Source organism: Burkholderia sp. SR8 (assembly GCF_052851275.1).
Genome location: NZ_JAULUC010000005.1, coordinates 209,465 through 231,845, shown reverse-complemented (window position 1 = coordinate 231,845; position 22,381 = coordinate 209,465). Strand labels below are relative to the sequence as shown.

At 67.3% G+C, this 22,381-nt stretch carries 16 protein-coding genes and 1 other RNA gene; 13 read left to right on the top strand and 4 right to left on the bottom strand.

Features of this window, described 5'->3' with window-relative positions; all coding sequences use genetic code 11:
* Positions 1-9 precede the first annotated feature (9 nt).
* The 3 genes from eda to Q3A80_RS08530 all read left to right on the top strand — a co-directional run bounded on the left by eda (position 10) and on the right by Q3A80_RS08530 (position 2,737).
* The gene (gene eda, locus Q3A80_RS08540; protein WP_446328621.1) at positions 10-636 is read left to right on the top strand and encodes a bifunctional 4-hydroxy-2-oxoglutarate aldolase/2-dehydro-3-deoxy-phosphogluconate aldolase; all 627 of its coding nucleotides are present in this window, start codon (positions 10-12) and stop codon (positions 634-636) included.
* Between the two features lie 222 nt (positions 637-858).
* Positions 859-2,220 (top strand): GntP family permease, encoded by a 1,362-nt coding sequence (locus Q3A80_RS08535; protein ID WP_446328620.1) that lies wholly within the window; start codon positions 859-861, stop codon positions 2,218-2,220.
* Positions 2,221-2,233: 13 nt separating this feature from the next.
* Positions 2,234-2,737: a gluconokinase gene (locus Q3A80_RS08530; RefSeq protein ID WP_446328619.1), complete on the top strand. Its 504-nt coding sequence runs from the start codon at positions 2,234-2,236 to the stop codon at positions 2,735-2,737.
* A gap of 63 nt (positions 2,738-2,800) precedes the next feature.
* On the opposite strand, the gene Q3A80_RS08525 is transcribed toward Q3A80_RS08530, so the two are convergent.
* Complete coding sequence (locus Q3A80_RS08525) at positions 2,801-3,466, bottom strand: TetR/AcrR family transcriptional regulator (protein WP_446328618.1); 666 nt, start codon at positions 3,464-3,466, stop codon at positions 2,801-2,803.
* Positions 3,467-3,740: 274 nt separating this feature from the next.
* Here Q3A80_RS08525 and Q3A80_RS08520 point away from each other — a divergent pair, with 274 nt between their 5' ends.
* The gene (locus Q3A80_RS08520; protein WP_446328617.1) at positions 3,741-5,162 is read left to right on the top strand and encodes an NAD(P)/FAD-dependent oxidoreductase; all 1,422 of its coding nucleotides are present in this window, start codon (positions 3,741-3,743) and stop codon (positions 5,160-5,162) included.
* A 72-nt stretch (positions 5,163-5,234) separates the two neighbouring features.
* On the opposite strand, the gene purB is transcribed toward Q3A80_RS08520, so the two are convergent.
* Positions 5,235-6,623, bottom strand: a complete 1,389-nt coding sequence (gene purB / locus Q3A80_RS08515) for an adenylosuccinate lyase (protein WP_446328616.1) — start codon at positions 6,621-6,623, stop codon at positions 5,235-5,237.
* Between the two features lie 254 nt (positions 6,624-6,877).
* On the opposite strand from purB, the gene Q3A80_RS08510 reads away from it, so the two are divergent.
* The 6 genes from Q3A80_RS08510 (at position 6,878) to Q3A80_RS08485 (ending at position 12,775) form a co-directional block, all read left to right on the top strand.
* Complete coding sequence (locus Q3A80_RS08510) at positions 6,878-7,831, top strand: LysR substrate-binding domain-containing protein (protein ID WP_446328615.1); 954 nt, start codon at positions 6,878-6,880, stop codon at positions 7,829-7,831.
* Between the two features lie 283 nt (positions 7,832-8,114).
* Positions 8,115-9,401 carry a Glu/Leu/Phe/Val family dehydrogenase gene (locus tag Q3A80_RS08505; RefSeq protein ID WP_446328614.1) on the top strand — a complete coding sequence of 429 codons (1,287 nt, stop codon included), beginning with the start codon at positions 8,115-8,117 and terminating at the stop codon, positions 9,399-9,401.
* 256 nt (positions 9,402-9,657) lie between these two features.
* Complete coding sequence (locus Q3A80_RS08500) at positions 9,658-10,551, top strand: glutamate/aspartate ABC transporter substrate-binding protein (protein ID WP_446328613.1); 894 nt, start codon at positions 9,658-9,660, stop codon at positions 10,549-10,551.
* Positions 10,552-10,635: 84 nt separating this feature from the next.
* Positions 10,636-11,376, top strand: coding sequence for an amino acid ABC transporter permease (locus Q3A80_RS08495; protein WP_040143412.1), 741 nt, complete (start codon positions 10,636-10,638; stop codon positions 11,374-11,376).
* The gene (gltK, locus tag Q3A80_RS08490; RefSeq protein WP_057926770.1) at positions 11,376-12,053 is read left to right on the top strand and encodes a glutamate/aspartate ABC transporter permease GltK; all 678 of its coding nucleotides are present in this window, start codon (positions 11,376-11,378) and stop codon (positions 12,051-12,053) included. Before Q3A80_RS08495 ends, gltK begins: the two co-directional genes overlap by 1 nt.
* Positions 12,050-12,775: an amino acid ABC transporter ATP-binding protein gene (locus Q3A80_RS08485; RefSeq protein WP_446328612.1), complete on the top strand. Its 726-nt coding sequence runs from the start codon at positions 12,050-12,052 to the stop codon at positions 12,773-12,775. Before gltK ends, Q3A80_RS08485 begins: the two co-directional genes overlap by 4 nt.
* 94 nt (positions 12,776-12,869) lie before the next feature.
* On the opposite strand, the gene Q3A80_RS08480 is transcribed toward Q3A80_RS08485, so the two are convergent.
* Positions 12,870-18,125 carry an autotransporter outer membrane beta-barrel domain-containing protein gene (locus Q3A80_RS08480; protein WP_446328611.1) on the bottom strand — a complete coding sequence of 1,752 codons (5,256 nt, stop codon included), beginning with the start codon at positions 18,123-18,125 and terminating at the stop codon, positions 12,870-12,872.
* A 719-nt stretch (positions 18,126-18,844) separates the two neighbouring features.
* Positions 18,845-19,762, bottom strand: coding sequence for a class II glutamine amidotransferase (locus tag Q3A80_RS08475; RefSeq protein WP_446328610.1), 918 nt, complete (start codon positions 19,760-19,762; stop codon positions 18,845-18,847).
* A 203-nt stretch (positions 19,763-19,965) separates the two neighbouring features.
* Between Q3A80_RS08475 and pyrC the strand changes: the two genes are divergently transcribed.
* From pyrC to rnpB, 3 genes are all read left to right on the top strand, one after another.
* A complete protein-coding gene (pyrC, locus tag Q3A80_RS08470) occupies positions 19,966-21,030 on the top strand; it encodes a dihydroorotase (RefSeq protein ID WP_446328609.1) in 1,065 nt (354 codons plus the stop codon).
* On the top strand, positions 21,027-21,905 hold the full coding sequence (locus tag Q3A80_RS08465) for a DUF3025 domain-containing protein (RefSeq protein WP_446328608.1): 879 nt from the start codon (positions 21,027-21,029) through the stop codon (positions 21,903-21,905). Before pyrC ends, Q3A80_RS08465 begins: the two co-directional genes overlap by 4 nt.
* A 12-nt stretch (positions 21,906-21,917) precedes the next feature.
* Positions 21,918-22,329: RNase P RNA component class A (rnpB, locus tag Q3A80_RS08460), an RNA gene on the top strand.
* The last annotated feature ends 52 nt before the right edge of the window (positions 22,330-22,381 follow it).

Below are 22,381 nucleotides of genomic sequence, written 5' to 3'. Positions count from 1 at the left end.
GTGTGATCAATGAAGACGATTGCTGAAATCGTGAAGCTGGGCCCGGTGATTCCGGTGCTCGCATTCGACTCGGTCGAGCAGGGCGAAAACGTGTCGCGCGCGTTGCACGCGGGCGGCGTCAAGGTGCTCGAGATCACGCTGCGCACGCCGGCGGGCCTCGAGGCGATCCAGCGCGCGAGCCAGCTCGCGGACGACATCGTCGTCGGCGTCGGCACGATCACGAAGCCCGAGCACTGTGCGCAGGCGAAGCGTGCGGGCGCAACGTTCGGCGTGTCGCCGGGCCTGACGAAGGACCTGCACCTCGCGTCGCTCGACGCGGGCCTGCCGCTGCTGCCGGGCGTGATGACGCCGAGCGACATCATCCAGGCGCTCGAATTCGGCTACGACATCGTCAAGTTCTTCCCCGCGCAGCAGGCCGGCGGCGTGCCGATGCTGCAGGCGTTCCACGGCCCGTTCCCGGCGCTGAAGTTCTGCCCGACGGGCGGCATCACGGCCGAAAGCGCGCCGAATTTCCTGAAGCTGCCGAACGTCGTGTGCGTCGGCGGCTCGTGGCTCACGCCGAAGGCCGCGCTTGCCGCGCAGGACTGGGCGGAAGTCACGCGTCTCGCGCAAGCGGCAAGCCAGCTTCCCCGCTGATACTTGCACGAAACGACGGTTCGGCCCTCGGTGGACGAGCACATAGATGCTTGTTTTACCGAGGGTTTTTGCTGATGGAACCGGTTCTATCCGCAGGCCGGAAAGATAAGTAAAATTCAGCGTCCTCACGGGGTGGGTACCCCCCGTGTTTCGGAGACCTGCATAGCCGGGCATACTCGCAACAACTCGCCCGGTTTCGAACAATCCAAGGAGGAGTGCCACATGGGGGCTGTCCAAGGCAGCATGCTGCTCGTATTCACGCTGATCGCGATCGCCGCGCTGATCCTGATGATCGCGCGCTTCAAGATCTACCCGTTCCTGGTGCTGATCATCGTTTCGCTGGGCCTGGGTCTCGCCGTCGGCATGCCGATGGACAAGATCGTCAAGTCGTTCGAAACGGGCACGGGCGGCACGCTCGGCCACATCGCGATCGTCGTCGGCCTCGGCACGATGCTCGGCAAGATGATGGCCGAATCGGGCGGCGCCGAACGGATCGCGACCACGCTGATCGACTGGTTCGGTGAAAAGAACATCCACTGGGCGATGATGTTCGTCGCGATCATCGTCGGCCTGCCGGTGTTCTTCGAAGTCGGCTTCGTGCTGCTGATCCCGATCGCGTTCAACGTCGCGAAGCGCACCGGCAAGTCGCTGCTCGTCGTCGGCCTGCCGATGGTGGCCGGCCTGTCGGTCGTGCACGGGCTGATCCCGCCGCACCCGGCCGCGCTGCTGGCCGTTCAGCAATACGGCGCCGATATCGGCAAGACGATCGCGTTCGGCCTGGTCGTCGGCGTGCCGACCGCGATCATCGCCGGTCCGCTGTTCGCGCTGACGATCTCGAAGTTCGTGAAGCTGCCGGAGAACAATCCGCTCGCGTCGCAGTTCGTCGATACGCACACGGACGGCCGCAAGCGCGAACTGCCGAGCTTCGGCATCACGCTGTTCACGATCCTGCTGCCCGTCGTGCTGATGCTCGTCGGCAGCTGGGCCGACCTGGTGTTCGCGCCGAAGTCGCTGCCGAACAACCTGCTGCGCTTTGCCGGCAACTCCGACGTCGCGCTGCTGATCGCCGTGCTCGTGAGTTTCTTCACGTTCGGCAAGCTGCAGGGCTTCAACCGCGACCAGATCCAGAAGTTCTGCGGCGAATGTCTGGCGCCGATCGCCGGCATCACGCTGATCGTCGGCGCGGGCGGCGGCTTCGGCGGCGTCTTGCGCGACAGCGGGATCTCGCAGCAGATCGTCGAGACCGCGAAGCACGCGCACCTGTCGCCGCTGCTGCTCGGCTGGTTCGTCGCGGCGCTGATGCGTCTCGCGACCGGTTCGGCAACGGTCGCGATGACGACGGCGTGCGGCATCGTCGCGCCGATCGCCGCGGCGGCCGGTACGACGGTCAGCCCGGAACTGCTGGTGCTCGCGACCGGCTCGGGCTCGCTGATCTTCTCGCACGTGAACGACGGCGGCTTCTGGCTGATCAAGGAATACTTCGGGATGACGGTCGGTCAGACGTTCAAGACCTGGTCGTTGCTCGAAACCATCATCTCCGTGCTTGGTCTGGGCTTTACGCTGCTGCTGAGCATGGTTCTGTAACAAGGGGTAGTCAATGATTCTGATCGCAATGGGCGTGTCGGGCGCGGGCAAGTCGCGAATCGGCGAAATGCTGGCGGAACGCCTGTCGTGCAGCTATACCGACGGCGACGCGTTTCACAGCGCGGCGAACAAGGAAAAGATGCACCACGGCATTCCGCTGACCGACGACGACCGTTGGCCGTGGCTGCGCTCGATCCGCGAGGCCATCGAGGCAAAGCAGCGTGCGGGCGAGACGGCCGTGTTCACGTGCTCGTCGCTGAAGCGCTCGTACCGCGACGTGCTGCGCGGCACCGACACCGACGTGCGGTTCGTGTACCTGAAGGGCTCGTTCGACGTGTTGCGCGAGCGCCTGAAGACCCGCACCGGCCATTTCTTCGATCCGTCGCTGCTGAAGAGCCAGCTCGACACGCTCGAGGAGCCGGGCCCGGACGAAGCGATCGAGGTCAGCATCGAGCTGACGCCCGAACAGATCGTCGATGAAGTGATGGTGAAGATCGGCCTCGCGCAGCAGCCCTGAGCGCGGTTCGCGGCAATCATCCCGCAGCAGTGACGAAGGCGCCCTCCGGGGCGCCTTCGTCGTTTACGGCCGCCCGAGCGCTCGGGCAGTGCGCGCGTGTTGCGCGATGCCGTCGAGCAGCACGTCGAGCATCGTGTCGTGCACGGCGGCCGGGTCGAGCCGCGCATACAGCGGCGCGGCCGACTTGACGAGCGGATGCTCGGCGTCGGACAGCGCGTGCATCTCCGCGAGCTCGACGTCGTTCGCGGGCCGCGCGAGGCCGCCGGCCTCGGCCGCGGCGAGCCCGATCACGCTCGCGTACCAGCCGACGCACACCGACGGCAGCGCCGCGCGTGCGATGCCGGCATCGGCCAGCGCGCGATGCACGGCTTCGATATGCGCGAGATCGGCAGGGCCGGTGCTCATGTGACGCTGCAGCAGCGCGAACGCGGCCGGATGGCGCAGCGCGAGCGCGCGGTACTGGCGCGCGAGATCGCGCAGCCGTTCGCGCCACGGCAGCGACGGATCGACCGGCACCAGCGAGCGCGACAGCGCGTTCGCGATCGCGCGGCTCAGGCCTTCCTTCGACTTGAAGTGATACAGCACGCTCATCGGATCGCAGCCGACCGTCTGCGCGAGCTTGCGCACGCTGAACGCGGCTTCGCCGACTTCTTCGAGCAGCGCGAGCGCGGCGGCGACGATCGCGTCCTTGTCGAGGCCGCGCGGGCCCTGGGCGGGTTTGTCTTTCATCGGAACGGGTACGGCACCCGGCTGTAATCTTGACGAAAGCATATTCTACGCTGTAGAATTATTTCTGCGGTGTAGAAATTGGGTGTCCCGGCGCCTTTCAATGCGTGCTTCCGCACGGTCCGGGATCCAGGCAGACGCGAGCGTGTCTGCCGTCAACACGGGCCGTCGCGCCCCTTCATCTCGTTGACACCCAAGTGGAACCGGCTGCCCCACCCGCGAAGCCCGGCACGAACGGGCCCTTCGACAGGCGGCCCAAGACCATGCAAGTGCAATCATGACTTCCAACAACAAACCCCTGATTCAGGGCGAATCGCGTTTCGAGCAGACACAACTGAACATCGAGAAGGACAACTGGAACTGGTGCGAACCGTCGCGCTACGACGGCGCGCAGCCGGCCAACTGGTACGAGGCGTCGCTGTCGCGCCATGAAAACAGCGCGCCGCTCGCGCACGATGCCGTGTGCGACGTGCTCGTGATCGGCGCGGGGCTGCTCGGCGCATCGGCCGCGCTGCATCTCGCGGAAGCGGGCGTCGACACGATCCTCGTCGACAAGCATCACGTCGGCTCCGCGGCGTCCGGCCGCAACGGCGGCCAGCTGACGCCGGGCCTCGCGCGCTGGGAAGCGGCCGACATGATCGACAACCTGTCGCACGACGACGCGAAGCGGCTGTGGCGCTTCGCGTCCGCCGAATCGATGGACCTGATCGACGCGATCGGCGCGCGCTACGCGCTCGACCTCGATCGCAAGCGCGGCCACGTGACGGCGGCGGTCCACCCGGGCCACATGAGCGCGCTGCTGGACGGCGCGGACGCGCGCCGCCATCTCGGCGATGCCGGCGTGACGCTCGTCGGCCGCCATCAGCTGCACGACGAATACGTGCGTTCGGGCCTCTATCACGGCGCGGCGATCGACGCGATCGGCGGCCAGCTGCATCCGCTCGCGCTGGTGCGCGGCCTCGTGCACGGGTTCCGGCTGAACGGCGGCGCGCTGTACGAACGCACCGAGGTGCTGGAGCTCGACGAAACGCCGGCGGGCGTCGTCGCGACGACGCCGGGCGGCACGATCACGGCACGCAAGGGCGTCGTGCTCGCGCTGCACAACACGACGTTCCGGCTGCTCGACGACGGTGGCGCGACCACCGTGCCGTTCTTCACGTACGTGAGCGTGACGGCGCCGCTCGACGTCGACGTCGCGACGCTGCTGCCCGCCGGGATGCCGGTGTACGACACGCAGTTCCAGATCGACTACTACCGGCCGGTGCGCGGCAACCGGTTATTGTTCGGCGGGCAGGGCACCGGCACGTGCTGGGCGCAGCACGACGTGAACGCGTACCTGCTGACGCGGCTCGATACCGTGTTCCCGCAGCATGACGGCCGCTTCGCGCTCGATTACTGCTGGAGCGGCGTCAGCGATTTCACGCTGAACGGCGCAACCGACAGCCGCAAGACCGACGGCCGCGTGCCGATGTACATGGTGCAGGGCTGGAGCGGGCACGGCGTCGCGCAGACGGTGCGGATCGGCAAGGCGATCTGCGACGACTTCGTCGGCCGCAACGACGATTTCTCGATGCTGACCGGCATCGACCATCGCGAGATACCGCTCGGCCGGCAGCTGTCGCCGCTCGCGATTCCGGCCGCGAAGGCGGCGATGAGCGTGATGACGGCGCTGAACCCGGGGCGGATGATCTCGTTCTGATCGCCTGACAAGCAAAAAGCCCGATGCGAAGCGCTTCGCATCGGGCTTTTTTACGTGCGGCGACGGCGGTGCTTACGCGATCCGCTTCGCGAGTTCGACGGCCTTGCCGATGTACGACGCAGGCGTCATCGCGAGCAGGCGGTCCTTCGCATCCTGCGGGATCGCCAGCGTGCCGACGAATTCCTGCAGCGCTTCGCGCGTGATGCCCTTGCCGCGCGTCAGTTCCTTCAGCTGCTCGTACGGGTTCTCGATGCCGTAGCGGCGCATCACCGTCTGCACCGGCTCCGCGAGCACTTCCCAGCAGTTGTCGAGGTCTTCGTTCAAGCGCTGCGGGTTCACTTCGAGCTTGTCGAGGCCGCGAATCAGCGAGTCGTATGCGAGCAGCGAATAGCCGAGCGCGACGCCCATGTTGCGCAGCACCGTCGAGTCGGTCAGGTCGCGCTGCCAGCGCGACACCGGCAGCTTGTCGGCGAGGTGGCGCAGCGTCGCGTTCGCGAGGCCGAGGTTGCCTTCCGAGTTCTCGAAGTCGATCGGGTTGACCTTGTGCGGCATCGTCGACGAGCCGATCTCGCCGGCCTTGGTCTTCTGCTTGAAGTAGCCGACCGAGATGTAGCCCCACACGTCGCGGTCGAGGTCGAGCAGGATCGTGTTCGCGCGGGCGACCGCGTCGAACAGCTCGGCCATGTAGTCGTGCGGCTCGATCTGGATCGTGTACGGGTTGAACGTGAGCTTCAGGCGGTTCTCGATCACGTCGCGCGAGAACGCTTCCCAGTCGAATTCCGGATACGCCGACAGATGCGCGTTGAAGTTGCCGACCGCGCCGTTCATCTTGCCGAGGATCTCGACCTTCTCGATGCGCGCGATCGCGCGGGCGAGGCGCGCCGCGACGTTCGCGAGTTCCTTGCCGAGCGTCGTCGGGCTGGCCGGCTGGCCGTGCGTGCGCGACAGCATCGGCTGTTCGGCGAGCGCGTGCGACAGCGCGACGAGGCGCTGGTGGACCGTGCGCAGCGCCGGCACGATCACGTGCTCGCGCGCGCCGGCGAGCATCATCCCGTGCGACGTGTTGTTGATGTCTTCGGACGTGCACGCGAAGTGGATGAATTCGCTGGCCTTTTCGAGTTCGGCCTGGCCCTTCACCGATTCCTTCAGCCAGTATTCGACCGCTTTCACGTCGTGGTTCGTCACGCGCTCGATGTCCTTGATGCGCGCGGCGTCGTGCGCGGTGAAGCGCTCGGCGAGCTGCAGCAGGAATTGTTCCGACGCATCGGAGAAGCGCGGAATTTCCGCGAAGCCGGCGCGCGACAGCGCGATCAGCCAGTGCACCTCGACGGTGACGCGGTGGCGCATGAACGCGGCTTCGGAGAGCCAGTCGCGCAGCGCTTCGGTCTTGCTGGCGTAGCGGCCATCGATGGGCGAGAGCGCGGTGAGGGCGAAAAGCGTATCGGGACGGGTGTCGGACATGATCGGGCAGGGCCTTTTGGGGCCGGGGCGAACGAGGGGAGGAGAATCCGGCATTTTACCATTGACGCGCGCCGATTCCGGCCGAACCGGCCCGGGCGCCGTGGCGGCGGCCGATGGGCGCTCGGGCGCCGCGTGAACGGCTTGCCGACGGCCACCCGCGCCGGCTCGGCCGGCCGCTGCCCGGGCCGGCGGCCGGCCCCGCCCGCCGGTAGAATGCAGGCTTCTTCCCGACCGCCGCCGCCGCGCCCGCCAGCATGGAACTCAAATGGCTCGAAGACTTCGTCTCGCTCGCGGAAACGCGCAGCTTCAGCCGGTCCGCCGAACTGCGGCACGTGTCGCAGCCCGCGTTCTCGCGGCGCATCCAGGCGCTCGAGGCATGGCTCGCGACCGAGCTGATCGACCGGTCCGTCTATCCGACGCGGCTCACGCAGGCCGGCCAGATCTTCTACGAGCAGGCGCTGACGATGCTGTCGCAGGCGCACGAGGCGCGCACGCTGCTGCGCGGCCACGTCGGCGCGCCGGTGCCGACCATCGAATTCGCGGTGCCGCACACGCTGTCGCTCACGTATTTCCCGCGCTGGCTGCAGCGGATCGAGGCGAAGATGGGACAGGTGCACACGCGGCTGCGCGCGCTGAACGTGCACGACGCGGTGCTGTCGCTCGTCGAGGGCGGCTGCGATCTCGTGATGGGCTACCACCACCCGAGCCACCCGGTCGCGCTGGATCCGGCCCGCTACGACATGCTGGTGCTCGGCAGCGAGCCGATCAGCGCGTTTTCGGCGCCGGGCCGCGCGGGCCGGCCACGCTACACGCTGCCGGGCACGGCCGATGCGCGCGTGCCGTACCTGTCGTATACGCCGAACGCGTATCTCGGCCGGATGACCGAAGTGATCGTTGCGAACGCACCGACTTCGCTGTTCCTCGACCGCGTCTATGAAACGGACATGGCCGAAGGGCTGAAGGCGATGGCGCTCGCCGGCCACGGCGTCGCGTTCCTGCCGCACAGCGCGGTCGAGGATGCGGTCGCCAGCGGCCGCCTGATCCGGCTCGACCGTTCCGCGCGCGGCGGCACGCATCCGTTCACGCTGACGATGGAAATCCGCCTGTACTGCGACAAGCTCGCGCTGCAGGGCGACGATCCGCGCCAGAAGCTCGTGCGTGCGCTGTGGGACGTCGTGCGCGACGAACTGCGCGAAGCGGCCGGCTGAACCGAAGCTCGCGGCGATCGCACGCGTCGCCTCGCGCGAGCGGCTGACGACGCGCTTGCGATGCCTGTCGGATGGCTGTCCGGCGGGCGTTCCGCGTCTTTTCCGTGCAGTTTTTCGCGCACGCGATGCACGATCGATCGCGGCCGTTCTTGCGCAAATCGACCGCGGATTTGCGAAAAATCCCGATCATGCAAGAAACGCATAATCGAATAAGCAAACGGCATTGGATAAAAAAAACGGGTTTTTCGACAATGTGCGCAATCCGTTGAACGTTGGAGCATCCATGTCTTCGCAACTGCAGTCCATCCCGTCCTACCTTCACGCCGACGATCTCGGCCCGTGGGGCAACTACCTTCAGCAGGTCGATCGCGTCGCGCCGTACCTCGGTTCGCTGTCGCGCTGGCTGGAAACGCTGAAGCGTCCGAAGCGCATCCTGGTCGTCGACTGCCCGATCGAACTCGACAACGGCACCGTCGCGCACTTCGAAGGCTATCGCGTGCAGCACAACGTGTCGCGCGGTCCGGGCAAGGGCGGCGTGCGCTACCACCAGGACGTGACGCTGTCGGAAGTGATGGCACTGTCCGCATGGATGTCGGTGAAGAACGCGGCCGTGAACGTGCCGTACGGCGGTGCGAAGGGCGGCATCCGCGTCGACCCGCGCAAGCTGTCGCGCGGCGAGCTCGAGCGCGTGACGCGCCGCTACACCAGCGAAATCGGCATCATCATCGGGCCGAACACCGACATCCCGGCGCCGGACGTCAACACCAACGAACAGGTGATGGCGTGGATGATGGACACGTACTCGATGAACCAGGGCCAGACGTCGACCGGCGTCGTGACCGGCAAGCCGATCTCGCTCGGCGGTTCGCTCGGCCGCAAGGAAGCAACGGGCCGCGGCGTGTTCGTCGTCGGCTCCGAAGCGGCGAAGAAGAAGGGCCTCGAGATCGAAGGCGCGCGCATCGCGGTGCAGGGCTTCGGCAACGTCGGCGGCATCGCGGCGAAGCTGTTCCAGGAAGCGGGCTCGAAGGTGATCGCGGTGCAGGATCACACCGGCACGATCTACCAGCCGGCCGGCCTCGATTCGAACAAGCTGCTCGACCACGTGGCACGCACCGGCGGCGTCGCGGGCTTCGAAGGCGCGGAACCGATGCCGAACGACGAGTTCTGGACGGTCGAGACCGACATCCTGATCCCGGCGGCACTGGAAAACCAGATCACCGAGAAGAACGCATCGAAGATCCGCACGAAGATCATCGTCGAAGGCGCGAACGGCCCGACGACCACGGCGGCCGACGACATCCTCAGCGCGAACGGCGTGCTCGTGATCCCCGACGTGATCGCGAACGCGGGCGGCGTGACCGTGTCGTACTTCGAGTGGGTGCAGGACTTCTCGAGCTTCTTCTGGACGGAAGACGAGATCAACCACCGTCTCGAGCGCGTGATGCGCGAAGCGTTCGCCGGCGTGTGGGCGGTCGCGGAAGAGCACAAGGTGTCGGTGCGCACGGCGGCGTTCATCGTCGCGTGCAAGCGCATCCTGATGGCGCGCGAAATGCGCGGCCTGTACCCCTGACCGGGCGTCCCTGATCCGTCGTTGCCGATCGTCGATCGGTTGACTACGATCAATGCATGACGCAATCCACCCGGTTGCGTGCATGAACCCTCGCGGGCGGTGCCGAATCCGGCACCGCCCGCGTGCGCATCCGGGGTGTGCGAAGCCGGGAGGACGGCTTCGCACAGCGCGATTCGTAGTACGGTAAACAACCAGTACTTTCAAAAATATTACTTTGATACACTGGCGCGGGTTTTAGCCAAGGAGATGACCACAAATGAAATACCACAAGGCAGTCCTGATGGCCGCGGCGCTGTGCGCGTTCGCAAGCGGCGCGCATGCCCAGGAGACCGGCACGCTGAAGAAGATCAAGGACACGGGCGTGATCGCGCTGGGCCACCGCGAATCGTCGATCCCGTTCTCTTACTATGACCAGAACCAGCAGGTCGTCGGCTATTCGCGCGAATTCCAGCTGAAGGTCGTCGATGCGGTGAAGAAGAAGCTGAACCTGCCGAACCTGCAGGTGAAGAACATCCCGGTCACGTCGCAGAACCGCATCCCGCTCGTGCAGAACGGCACGGTCGACATCGAGTGCGGCTCGACCACCAACAACGCCGAGCGTCAGCAGCAAGCCGCGTTCTCCGACACGATCTTCGTGATCGGCACGCGCCTGATGACGAAGAAGGATTCCGGCATCAAGGATTTCGCCGATCTGAAGGGCAAGACGGTCGTGACCACCGCCGGCACGACGTCCGAGCGCCTGCTGCGCAAGATGAACAACGACAAGCAGATGGGCATGAACATCATCAGCGCGAAGGACCACGGCGACTCGTTCAACACGCTCGAGTCGGGCCGCGCGGTCGCGTTCATGATGGACGACGCGCTGCTCGCGGGCGAGCGCGCGAAGGCGAAGCAGCCGGGCGAGTGGGTGATCGTCGGCACGCCGCAATCGGAAGAAGCGTATGGCTGCATGATGCGCAAGGGCGATACGGAGTTCAAGAAGGTCGTCGACGACGCGATCTCGCAAGTCGAGAAGTCGGGCGAGGCCGCGAAGATCTACGCGAAGTGGTTCGAGAACCCGATCCCGCCGAAGGGGTTGAACCTGAACTTCCCGCTGTCCGAATCGATGAAGAAGCTGTACGCGAACCCGAACGACAAGGCGCTCGACTGACCACGCGGCTGTTGATGCAGAAATGACGCTACTGAAACGGAAGAGGCCACGCTTCTTCCGTTTCTTTTTGCTGGAGTCTTGCCCATGTCTTACCACTGGAACTGGGGCGTATTCCTGAGCCCCGTGTCGACCGGCGAGCCGACGACCTACTTCGGCTGGCTGCTGTCCGGCTTCTGGGTGACGATCGAGGTATCGCTCGTCGCCTGGGTCATCGCGCTGATCGTCGGTTCGCTGTTCGGCGTGCTGCGCACGGTGCCGAACAGATGGCTGTCCGCGATCGGCACCGTATACGTGTCGATCTTCCGGAACATCCCGCTGATCGTGCAGTTCTTCGTCTGGTACCTCGTCGTGCCCGAGCTGCTGCCCGCATCGATCGGCACCTGGATCAAGCAGTTGCCGCCGACCACGCAGTTCTTCACCGCATCGATCGTCTGTCTCGGCCTGTTCACCGGCGCGCGCGTGTGCGAACAGGTGCGCTCGGGCATCAACGCGCTGCCGAAGGGCCAGCGCGCGGCCGGCCTCGCGATGGGCTTCACGCAATGGCAGACGTACCGCTACGTGCTGCTGCCGGTTGCGTACCGGATCATCGTGCCGCCGCTCACGTCGGAGTTCCTGAACATCTTCAAGAACTCGGCCGTCGCATCGACGATCGGCCTGCTCGACCTGTCCGCGCAGGCGCGCCAGCTCGTCGACTACACCGCGCAGACCTACGAGTCGTTCATCGCGGTGACGCTCGCGTACGTGCTGATCAACCTCGTCGTGATGGCGTTCATGCGCTGGATCGAAGGCCGCACGCGGCTGCCCGGCTACATCGGAGGCAAGTGATGCATCAGTTCGACTGGAGTAGTATTCCCGGCGCGATTCCGACGCTGTGGTCGGGCGCGATCGTCACGTTCAAGATCACGCTGATCGCGATCGTCGTCGGCATCGTCTGGGGCACGCTGCTGGCGCTGCTGCGGCTGTCCGGCGTGAAGCCGCTCGCATGGTTCGCGAAGGCGTACGTGACGGTGTTCCGCTCGATCCCGCTCGTGATGGTGCTGCTGTGGTTCTTCCTGATCGTGCCGCAGGTGCTGCAGGGCGTGCTCGGGCTGTCGCCGACGATCGACATCCGGCTCGCGTCGGCGATGGTCGCGTTCTCGCTGTTCGAAGCCGCGTATTATTCCGAGATCATTCGCGCCGGCATCCAGGCGGTGCCGCGCGGGCAGGTGAACGCCGCGTTCGCGCTCGGCATGAACTACGCGCAGGCGATGCGCCTCGTGATCCTGCCGCAGGCGTTCCGCGCGATGGTGCCGCTCTTGCTCACGCAGGCGATCGTCCTGTTCCAGGACACGTCGCTCGTATACGTGATCAGTCTCGCGGACTTCTTCCGCACGGCTGCGAACATCGGCGATCGCGACGGCACGACCGTCGAGATGGTCCTGTTCGCGGGCGCATGCTATTTCGTGATTTGCTCGGTGGCGTCTGCCCTCGTCAAAGGTCTCCAGAAAAAGGTCACAAGATGATTTCCATCAAGAACGTTTCGAAGTGGTACGGCCAGTTTCAGGTCCTCACCGATTGCACGACCGAGGTCAAGAAGGGCGAGGTGGTCGTCGTGTGCGGTCCGTCGGGCTCGGGCAAGTCGACGCTGATCAAGACCGTGAACGGCCTCGAGCCGTTTCAGCAGGGCGAGATCCTCGTGAACGGCCAGTCGGTCGGCGACCGGAAGACCAACCTGTCGAAGCTGCGCTCGAAGGTCGGGATGGTGTTCCAGCATTTCGAGCTGTTCCCGCACCTGTCGATCACCGAGAACCTGACGCTCGCGCAGATCAAGGTGCTCGGCCGCGGCAAGGACGAAGCGGCCGACAAGGGCATGAAGCTGCTCGATCGCGTCGGCCTGAAGGCGCATGCGCACAAGTTCCCGGGCCAGCTGTCGGGCGGCCAGCAGCAGCGCGTCGCGATCGCGCGCGCACTGTCGATGGACCCGATCGCGATGCTGTTCGACGAACCGACGTCCGCGCTCGATCCGGAGATGATCAACGAAGTGCTCGACGTGATGGTCGAACTCGCACAGGAAGGGATGACGATGATGGTCGTCACGCACGAAATGGGCTTCGCGAAGAAAGTCGCCCATCGCGTGATCTTCATGGACAAGGGCGCGATCGTCGAGGACGACCGCAAGGAAGCGTTCTTCGCGAATCCGAAGTCGGATCGCGCGAAGGACTTCCTCGCGAAAATCCTGCACTGAGCGCTCGTGCATCGCGCACGCGTCGTGCGCATGCAATGCGAAAACCGCCCGGCCCGGCGCCGGGCGGTTTTTTTTCGCCGCTGCGCGGCGCCCGCTACCAGCTGTACCGGTAGCCGACCTGCCCGGTCACGCCGCGCCGGTAGTCGCCGCCGATGTTGCGCGCATATTTCACGTTCGCATACAGCTCGCCCGACTTGCCGAAGCCCGCGGTGATGCCGAGGCCGAGCTCGTACCACGTGCGGCCGAGGTGCGTCGCGAACGGCGTGCCGCCGACGACCGTCTGGCCCGGCGACAGGAAGTCGTGCAGCACGTCGGCCGTGAAGTACGGCGTCGCGGCGCCGCCGCCCGCGTTCGCGTCGAGGTTCGGCCGGAAGATGCGCACGCCGGCGCGCCCGCGCAGAGCGTTCGACGTCGTGCCCGACACGGCCGACACGTTGTCGTTGAACCCGTTCAGCTTCAGGTACTGATACATCAGCTGTGCCTGCGGCTCGACCGCGACCGGCAGGCCGCCGAACGCGAACGGCTTGCCGACCTCCTGCGACAGCGCGATGCCGAAACCGTTCTGCGACGCCTCGTTGCCGTAGCTGTCGCGATAGCGGTTGCCGTAGTGCGTGACCTGGCCGACCGTGTCGAAGTAGGTGCCGTCGGCGAGGTAGCGCGTCCAGTAGCCGCCGACGCTCTGCGCGTGCATCTCGACCGAGCCCGTCGACGTCGACAGGCCGGGCGCGGCCGCGCGCGCCGTGTCGCTGAAGCTCGCGTTCGCGACGCCGATACTCGCCGTCACGCCTGCGTGCGTGCTGCCGCCCGTGGGCGCCTGGTCGAGCGTCCAGTCCTTGCCGAACTGCGCGAAGAACGTGCGCTCGTCGGCCGCGAAGCGGCCCGCGTTTGCGTCGAGGCTCTGTCCGCCGATACGGCCCCACACGCCGTCGCGGTTGCCCGGCGCCTGCTTCTCGAGGTTGTAGACGTCTCCGACGCGCTCGTGCAGCTTGCCGAGCGTCGAGAAGCCGTAGTCGGCGTTCAGCAGCGGCGTCATCGCGTAGCCGGCCACGCCCGGACGGTACGCGAGATTGCTGCCGGTGCCGCCGCCGTTGATGGTGGACGGATCGACGGGGTCGCCGGGGTCGGCCGGGTCCAGCTGCGAGCGCAGGTACCAGCCGTTCGCATCGCGTTGCCCGCCGCGGTAGAGCCGGTATTCGTATGCGCCGGCCTGCACCGGGCCCGCGAGATGGAATGCCGACGCGGCCGTCGTGCCGCCGTTTGCCGTGACGACCACCGGAATCCCGTCGCCCGTCGTCTGCGCGCCGCTGCCGGCCGTGTTCGCGATCTTCAGCCCGGTCGTGCCGCTCGCGGCGCCGCCGTTCACGATCAGCCGGTCGGTCGGCGATGCGTCGGCGCCGAGGTAGGTATTCAGCGCGATCGTGCCGCCGTTGCCGACATAGCTGCCGGTCGTCAGCGTCTTGTAGCTGCCCGCGGCCGTCGGTGCGCCGGACGGCGCGGCGAACGCGACGAGGCCCGCGTTATTCAGGCTGCTCAGCACCGAGCTGCCGGTCATGTGCCACGCGCTCGAGCCGTCGATGCTCAGCGCGACCGGGTCGATCCTGCCGGTCAGCGTCGTGCCGTTCGTCAGGAACACGCTGCCGTTGCTCGATGCGTCCGACACGATGTCGCCGGCGAGATTCACGGCCGATGCGTTGAAGGTCGCGGTGCTGCCGTTCGCGAGGTCCAGCAGCGTGCCGTTGCCGGCCGTCACGACCGTGCCGTTGCGCACCGCGATGTCGACGGTGCCGCCGCGCGCCGCGAATGCCGGCCCGGCGACGGATGCGACGCTGCCGCCATCGACCCCCACCGTGCTCGTCGCGCCGGTCGCGAGCGTGTCGGTGCTCAGCACGCCGGCCGTCGCGCCCTTCAGCGTCGTGCCCGTCAGCGCGAGCACGCCGCCGCCGTCGACGCTCGCGCCGTTGCCCGCCGCGCTCGCGATCGACGAGCCCGTGTCGCCGATGCGCCCGCCCGCCTGCGCGACGAGGCCGTCCGCCGCCGCGCCGGCGGTGGAAAGCTTCGCACCTGACAGCAGCGCGGTCGCGCCGCTGCCCGCGACGATCGCGTGCGCGCCGGCACCCGTCGTCGCGACGGTCGTGCCGTCGATTGCAAGCGTCGCATCCGCGCCCGTCGCGAACAAGCCGCGCGCGTTGTCGCCGGTGGTACGCACGACGCTCGCCGCGTCGGTCGCGATGCGCGCGCCGGCACCCGTCGACGACAGTGCGTCGGCGCCGTTGCCGGTCGTTGAGATCCGTGTACCCGACAGCATGATCGTCGCGTTCGTGCCGCGGTTGTCGATGCCCTTGCCGGTGCCGCCCACCACGATCGACGTCGCGCCGGCCGCGATCCCGCCGTCCGACACCGTCGAGTCGATCAGCACGCCGTCCGCGCTGCCGTTCGCGACGACACTCCCGCTGCCCGACAGCGCGACCGATGCGCCCGCGCCGGTCAAATGCACGCCCGCGATGCCGTCGTCGGCCTCGATCGTGCCCGCGTTCGCGAGTGTCGCCGACGCGCCCTGCACGCGCGCACCGGTGCCGTTCCACACGCGGATCGTCGACGCGTTGTTTACCGTGCCGAGCGCGCCGATCACGACACCCGTCGAGTTCGCGCCGGTCAGCAGCACGGTCTCGCGGTTCTCGAGCGTGCCGAGGTTCTGCGCGACGAAGCCGGTCACGGCGGCGGTCGACGACGTGACCGCCGCGTCGTTGATCAGCGTCGTCGCGACCGGCGCGCCGGCATTCGCGCCGGCGAGGTCGTGCGCCTGGCCGTCGACGACGCCCGCGATCGCGCCGGCCGCGTTCAGGTTGATCGTCGCGCCGGCGTCGATCGCGCCTTGCGCGCCGCCTTCGACCGCCACCGCGATGCCGTTCGTACCGTTGACGTTGTAGACGGCGTTGCCGGTCGACAGCGTCGTGCCGGCGCCGGTTGCCAGCACGCCGCGCGCGCGTTCGCCGTTCACGTCCGTCGTCAGCGTGCCGGCGGCCGACGCGCCCGTGTAGGCCGCGCCGCTTGCGATGCGGAACAGCGTCGAATCGTCGGTATCGACGCTCAGGTGCTGTGCGGCGACGTTGATCTGCGACCCGGCGCCGTATGCGTAGAAACCGGTCTGGTTCGTGCCCGACATGAAGCGCGGCACCGCGTTCGCGCCGACGTCGATGGTCGCGCCCGAGCGCGCATGCACGCCGATCGCGCCGTTGCCGGTCAGGTTCAGCGTGCCGTCGACCGTGGCCTGCGCACGCGGGCCTTCGGCCCACACGCCGTAATTGCGCGTGTCCGATGCCGGATCGAGGCCGCCGGCCACGTCGATCGTGCCGGTCGACGTCGCGGCGGTCGCCGTCGAGCCGGTGCCGACCACCATGACGCCAATGCCGTTCACGCCGTTCAACGTGATCGTGCCGGTGTTGGTCACGGTTGCCGCGGTGTCGGCCGCGAGCATGCCGACGTTGGCGAGCGGCGTGCCGGGCGCCGCACCGTTCACGACGATCGAACCCGCGTTGCGCAGCGTGCCGGACGTCGAGCTGATGCTCGCCATCCCGGCGCCGTTTTGCGTCTGCGAGCCGATCACGATCGAGCCGAGGTTGGTGGCGGTGCCGGACGCGCCGAGCAGGATCCCGTACGCATGCGCGGACAGCGCGACGTCGTTCGCCGCGGCGCCCGGCCCGTACTGGGCCGCGCGGCCGAGATAGATCGTGCCGCCGGCCTCGTTCGTGAAGCTGCCGCCGGCCGCGAAGCCGCCGATCACCTGGCTGTCGAGGGTGGTCGCGTTCACGCCGACGTTGATCGTGCCGGCGTTCGACGCGCTCGCGCCCGACGTCACGCCTACCGCGTAGTTCTGCAGGCCGGGGCGGTTGCCGTCGAGCGTCCATGCGCCGACGTTCATCACGCCGTTGTTCACGAACGTCGTGCCGGCGCCGCTCGCGTACACGCCGTTGCCTTCGGTGTACGCGTGGAACCCGAAGTTGTCGGGCGGCGTGCTGCTGCTCGTGTCGACGTTGTCGCCGGCCGCGTAGCCGGACGAGATCACGCCGTTGTTGACGCCGCTCGCGCCGGTGAGCAGGCGCACCAGCGTGAAGTCGCCGGACAGGCGGCCGTCGTTCACGAAGTGCGCGCCGTTTTCCGCGAGGACGGCCGAGCTGGATTCGATCGTGTTGGTGCCGCGGAAATCGATCTGGCCGTCGTTGCCGATGTGCAGCGTCGCGTTCGCGCCGGTGCCGTGCATCACCGACAGATGGTCGATCGGCAGCGCGTTCTTGTCGCCGGCGGACACGTTGTTCGCGTACTGGAAATTTTGCTGCGTGAACGTGACGGCCTGGCCGAATGCGGTGTCGTATGCGGCCTGCGAGCCGAGCGCGCCGCTCTGCACCGAGCGCACGAGGAAGTCGTTGTAGGCCGCGAGCGACGCGGCGTCGTTGACGGTCCACGTGCTGCCGTCGAACGCGGTGAAAGTGCCTGCATAGGCCGGCACGTCGAGCTGGACGGTACCGACGGGGCCGCCGCTCGCGAGGTAGTCGCCGGTGCCGAGCCAGATCCGGTTGCGCGATTGCCAGTTGACGACGCTTTGCGCCGTGCCGGTGCCGTCCGCGAACGTGAGGTCGGTCTGCTTCGGCGCGATCGAGATGGCGTTGCCGGCTGCGTCGGGCGCGCTCGCCGGATTGCCGATCGACACGTTCAGCGTGCCGCCCGAGCTGTCGACGGTGCCGAGCCGCAGGTTCACGTACTGGTTGCCGTTCACGTCGTGGTAGACGGGCACGTTGATCGAGCCGGCCGTCGACCCGGCGAACGCGGACGAGTTGTACGTGGCGACCGACGTGTGCGCGCCGGTGATGGAATCGGGCGTGCTGACGCTCTGGGTCTTGCCGCCGACCGACAGCAACGGCTGGTTCGGGTTGCCCGACACGATCGTCGTGCTGCCGATCGGCGCGAGCGTATAGCCGGGGTCGCCAGCGGCACCCGTCCACGCGCCCGTCAGGGCGACCGTGCCGCCGCCCGACACGGTCGTCGCGCCGGCCAGGTTGTCGTTCACGGTCGGGCTGAAGCCGGGGAGTGCGCAACTGCCGCCGCTCGCGACCGGCGAACCGTCGCCGCAGGTGGATGCGTACACGGAGCCGGCCGGCAGCGCGGCCAGTGCGGTGCCGAGCGCGGCGCCGAGCAGGGCGGCCCGCAGCGGCGAGCGGCGCAGCGCCGGGCGGCCTGCACGGCGGCTTGCGCCCGATTCGCGGCCCGGGCGCTTGCCGCGCGCACGAGTCGTTTCCGCCACCGCAACCCAGCAACCGGCGGCTTCGCTCCATATCGATCGAAATGAATGATTCACGACATGCCCCTCTTTCTTTTTTTGAAGTGATCTCCACCGCGGCGCGGTGAAAGCGCATTCCACGGCGGGAAAATGGCGAAAAAGGGCGTGCAGCAGCCATCGCCGCGTTGCCGATGTCGCGCCAATCGTGATCCGTTACACCGAGGACGGACGGAGTCTACTAATCGGAATGGCGGGTGATTATCAGAAAAATAAGGGCTGTGGCAGTAATGCCGATTTTGTCGTGTATTTCTGGATTGTGTGATTAATCGAACTGACAGCCTTGTCGCGCAATGGTTTGGAGTAATTCGATGCGGGCGGGAAGCGGGTCGTGCATCGGTGGTCTGACGCACTGTTTGAGGAAAATTGACGAGATAGTATCGGGCTTCGGATTATGTTGTTGAGAGCGGGCTCATTTATTTTATCCGCGTGTTTGTCATTTTCGCGCGTACGTTAATAAAATCAAGCGAATGTTGCGCGGATACGGCGCGCGATGCGAATGCGTGGTTCGGATGAAACGAAAACGGAAAATGACGGCGGTGAACCGCGCGATTTTTCGACGGTCGCGCGCGACGGTGCAGCGCGCGGGTGCGGGGCGAGGCTAACGCGGCGCGATACGGCGCGGCAAACGAGCGGCCACGAGCGACCGCAAGCGGCCACGAGCGGCCACGAGCGGCCGCGGCGCGGCATCGCGACGGAACAGGAAGCGGGAAACGGAAAAAAGCGCGCGGGCGCGCCGCTCAGAAATCGATCGCGTCGTCGGTATCGTCCGCGGCGGCTGCCGCGAGCGCTTCCCGCCGCGCCCCGGCGCACGGCGCGGACGCCGATGCGTCGAGCGCCGGGTTGCGCAGCTTCTCGAGCACGCGCTCCGGCACCGGAATCTGCATGCGCGCGGCGACGTCGCCGCACTGGAACATGATCAGCTCGCCCGGTTCGAACGAGGTCCAGACTTCGTTGTCGGTCAGCGGCTGCGTGGCGATCACCGCGACGCGATCTTCGGGCGTCGTGTATTTCGCGAAGTCGATCGACAGGTCTTCGTCGACCAGATGCGCGGTCGAGAATGGCCAGCGGCGCACGAGGTAGTGCAGCCGCGTCGAGCAGTGCGCGAACAGCGCCTGGCCGTTCGACATCAGGAAGTTGAACACGCCGTGATCGGTGATCCCCCGCGTGAGCTCGCCGACACGCTCGAACAGCTCCGGCAACGGCGGCTGCGCGCCGGGGAATGCTTCGCGCAGCCCCTGCATCAGCACGCAGAACGCCTTCTCGCTGTCGGTCGTGCCGACCGGATGGTAGACGCTGCCGTCGAGATCGGGTTCGTAGTCCTGCAGATCGCCGTTATGCGCGAAGATCCAGTGCCGCCCCCACAGCTCGCGCATGAACGGGTGGCTGTTCTCGAGCAGGATGTGACCCTGCGTGGCCTTGCGGATGTGTGCGATCGTGTTCTTCGACTTGATCGGGTAGCGCTTCACCATTTCGGCGATCGGTGACGTGGCCGATGCCTGCTGGTCGATGAAGAGTCGGCAGGCCTTGTCTTCGAAGAACGCGATGCCCCAGCCGTCGGCATGGTGATCGGTGAGGCCGCCCCGGGCCGCGAAACCCGTGAAGGAGAATGTGACGTCCGTCGGTGCGGCGCAGTTCATTCCTAGGAGTTGGCACATTTTACTTGGGGCGCGGGCGGGAAGCAGGGTAACCAACCGGGTGAACCCCGGTACAATGTGACTTCTAGCATATCACCGAGCCTTGAGCGGTAAAAAGCGGATTCCGCCGGCCGAAGGCCCCGTGTTGCGGTTTGCCGTCAGTCGGCCCGCGCACGCGCGTTCCGGCCCCGCAGATGGCCAGCCCGTTCCTCACGACGCCTCCTATGACTGCCTCGAACGCTTCCTCTCCGGCGACGCTCACGCTCGCCCGTCCCGACGACCTGCACCTGCACCTGCGCGACGGCGACATGCTGGCCGCGGTGCTGCCGCACACCGCGCGCCAGTTCGCGCGCGCGATCGTCATGCCGAACCTGAAGCCGCCCGTCACGACCACCGCGCACGCGCAGGCCTATCGCGAGCGGATCCTCGCCGCGCTGCCGGCGGGCATGACGTTCGAGCCGCTGATGACGCTGTACCTGACCGACAACACGGCGCCCGACGAAATCCGCCGCGCGCGCGACAGCGGCTTCGTGCACGGCGTGAAGCTGTATCCGGCCGGCGCGACGACGAATTCCGACCACGGCGTCAGCGATCTCGCGAAGTGCGCGAAGACGCTCGAGGTGATGCAGGAAACCGGCATGCCGCTGCTCGTGCACGGCGAGGTGACCGATCCGGCGGTCGACATGTTCGATCGCGAGAAGGTGTTCATCGACCGCGTGATGACGCCGCTGCGCCGCGATTTTCCGGGCCTGAAGGTCGTGTTCGAGCACATCACGACGAAGGATGCGGCCGACTACGTGCGCGACGCCGACGCCGCGCCCGGCCTGCTCGGCGCGACGATCACGCCGCAGCACATGCTGTACAGCCGCAACGCGCTGTTCGTCGGCGGGATCCGCCCGCACTACTACTGCCTGCCGGTGCTGAAGCGCGAGACGCATCGTGTCGCGCTCGTCGAAGCGGCGACGTCGGGCAACCCGCGCTTCTTCCTCGGCACCGACAGTGCGCCGCACGCGCGCGGCGCGAAGGAAACCGCGTGCGGCTGCGCGGGCTGCTACACGGCGCTGCACGCGCTCGAGCTGTACGCGGAAGCGTTCGACCAGGCCGGCGCGCTCGACAAGCTGGAGAATTTCGCGAGCCGTTTCGGCGCCGATTTCTACGGGCTGCCGCACAGCACCGACACGATCACGCTGCGCCGCGAGACCTGGGAACTGCCGCGCGAGGTGTTCGCGGGCGATACGCCGGTCGTGCCGCTGCGAGCCGGCGAAACGATCGGCTGGAAGTTCGCATGACGGGGGCGCCGCCGCGCGGCGCCGGCCGGACGGCCGGCGGCGAGGCGGCGGCGTTCGCGCGGATCGACTGGTCCGCGCCGTGGCTCGCGCGTTACGCAGCGTACGGGCGCCCGCTGCAGGCGGCCGCGCTCGCGGGCGAGTGCGCGCTGCTCGATGCGCTGAACGACGCGTTGCGTGACGGCGCGCGTACAAGCGGCCGCGGCCAGCCGCTGCGATTCGTGCCGCAGGCCGAACTGCCGCCCGGCGTCGCATATGAAACCCATATCGCCGACACGGGCTGCGTGCCGACCCGCCACAACCTTCACGACTTCTTCAATGCGCTCGTCTGGTTCGCGTATCCGCGCATCAAGGCCGCGCTGAACGCACGACAGGCCGCCGCGATCGACGCGGCCGGCGGCGTCGGGCCAGTGCGCGGCACGCTGCGCGATGCGCTGACGCTGTTCGACGAAAACGCCGCACTGTTCGTGACGGCCGACCGCACGCTCGCCGACGCGCTGCGCGGCTTCAGCTGGCAGCAGCTTCTGGTCGCCGCGCGCGACGCGTGGGGCACGCGTTGCGAGGCTCGGCTCGTCGGCCATGCGCTGCTCGAGAAGCTCGTCGCGCCTTACAAGTCCTGCACCGCACACACGTGGATCGTCGAAGTGAGCGACGACTATTTCTCGTGGTCCGACGCCCAGCGTGCCGCGCATGTCGATGCGCGGATCGCAGGCGAACTCGCGACGCGCGACCTGACGAGCCGCGATTTCGCGCCGCTGCCGGTGCTCGGCGTGCCGGGCTGGTGCGACGCGAATGCGGCGCCCGCGTTCTACGACGATCCGGCGGTGTTCCGCAGCGGCCGCCGCACGCGGGCTGCCGGCGGCGGCGCGCAGTGCTAGAATGCGCGTCGCAAAGCAGGCCAGGCAGTCGCGGCCTCGCCGCCTTCGGGCAGGCGGGGGCGAGGAAAGTCCGGACTCCACAGGGCAGGGTGATGGCTAACGGCCATCCGTGGCGACACGCGGAACAGGGCAACAGAAAGCAAACCGCCGATGGCCCGGCGCAAGCCGGGATCAGGTAAGGGTGAAACGGTGCGGTAAGAGCGCACCGCGGCGACGGCGACGTTCGCCGGCACGGTAACCTCCACCCGGAGCAATTCCAAGTAGGCAGGCGCGCATTTTCGGATGCAGGACGGGGCCCCCGTCTCGTCTGCGGGTAGGAAGCTTGAGCGCGTCAGCAATGGCGCGCCTAGAGGAATGACTGCCACGCGCTGCACGCTTCGGCGTGCGGCGTGCACAGAATCCGGCTTATCGGCCTGCTTTGCCGCTCGAATGCGAAAGGGCCGGCGCTCCGTCAGGAGCGCCGGCCCTTTTTTCGT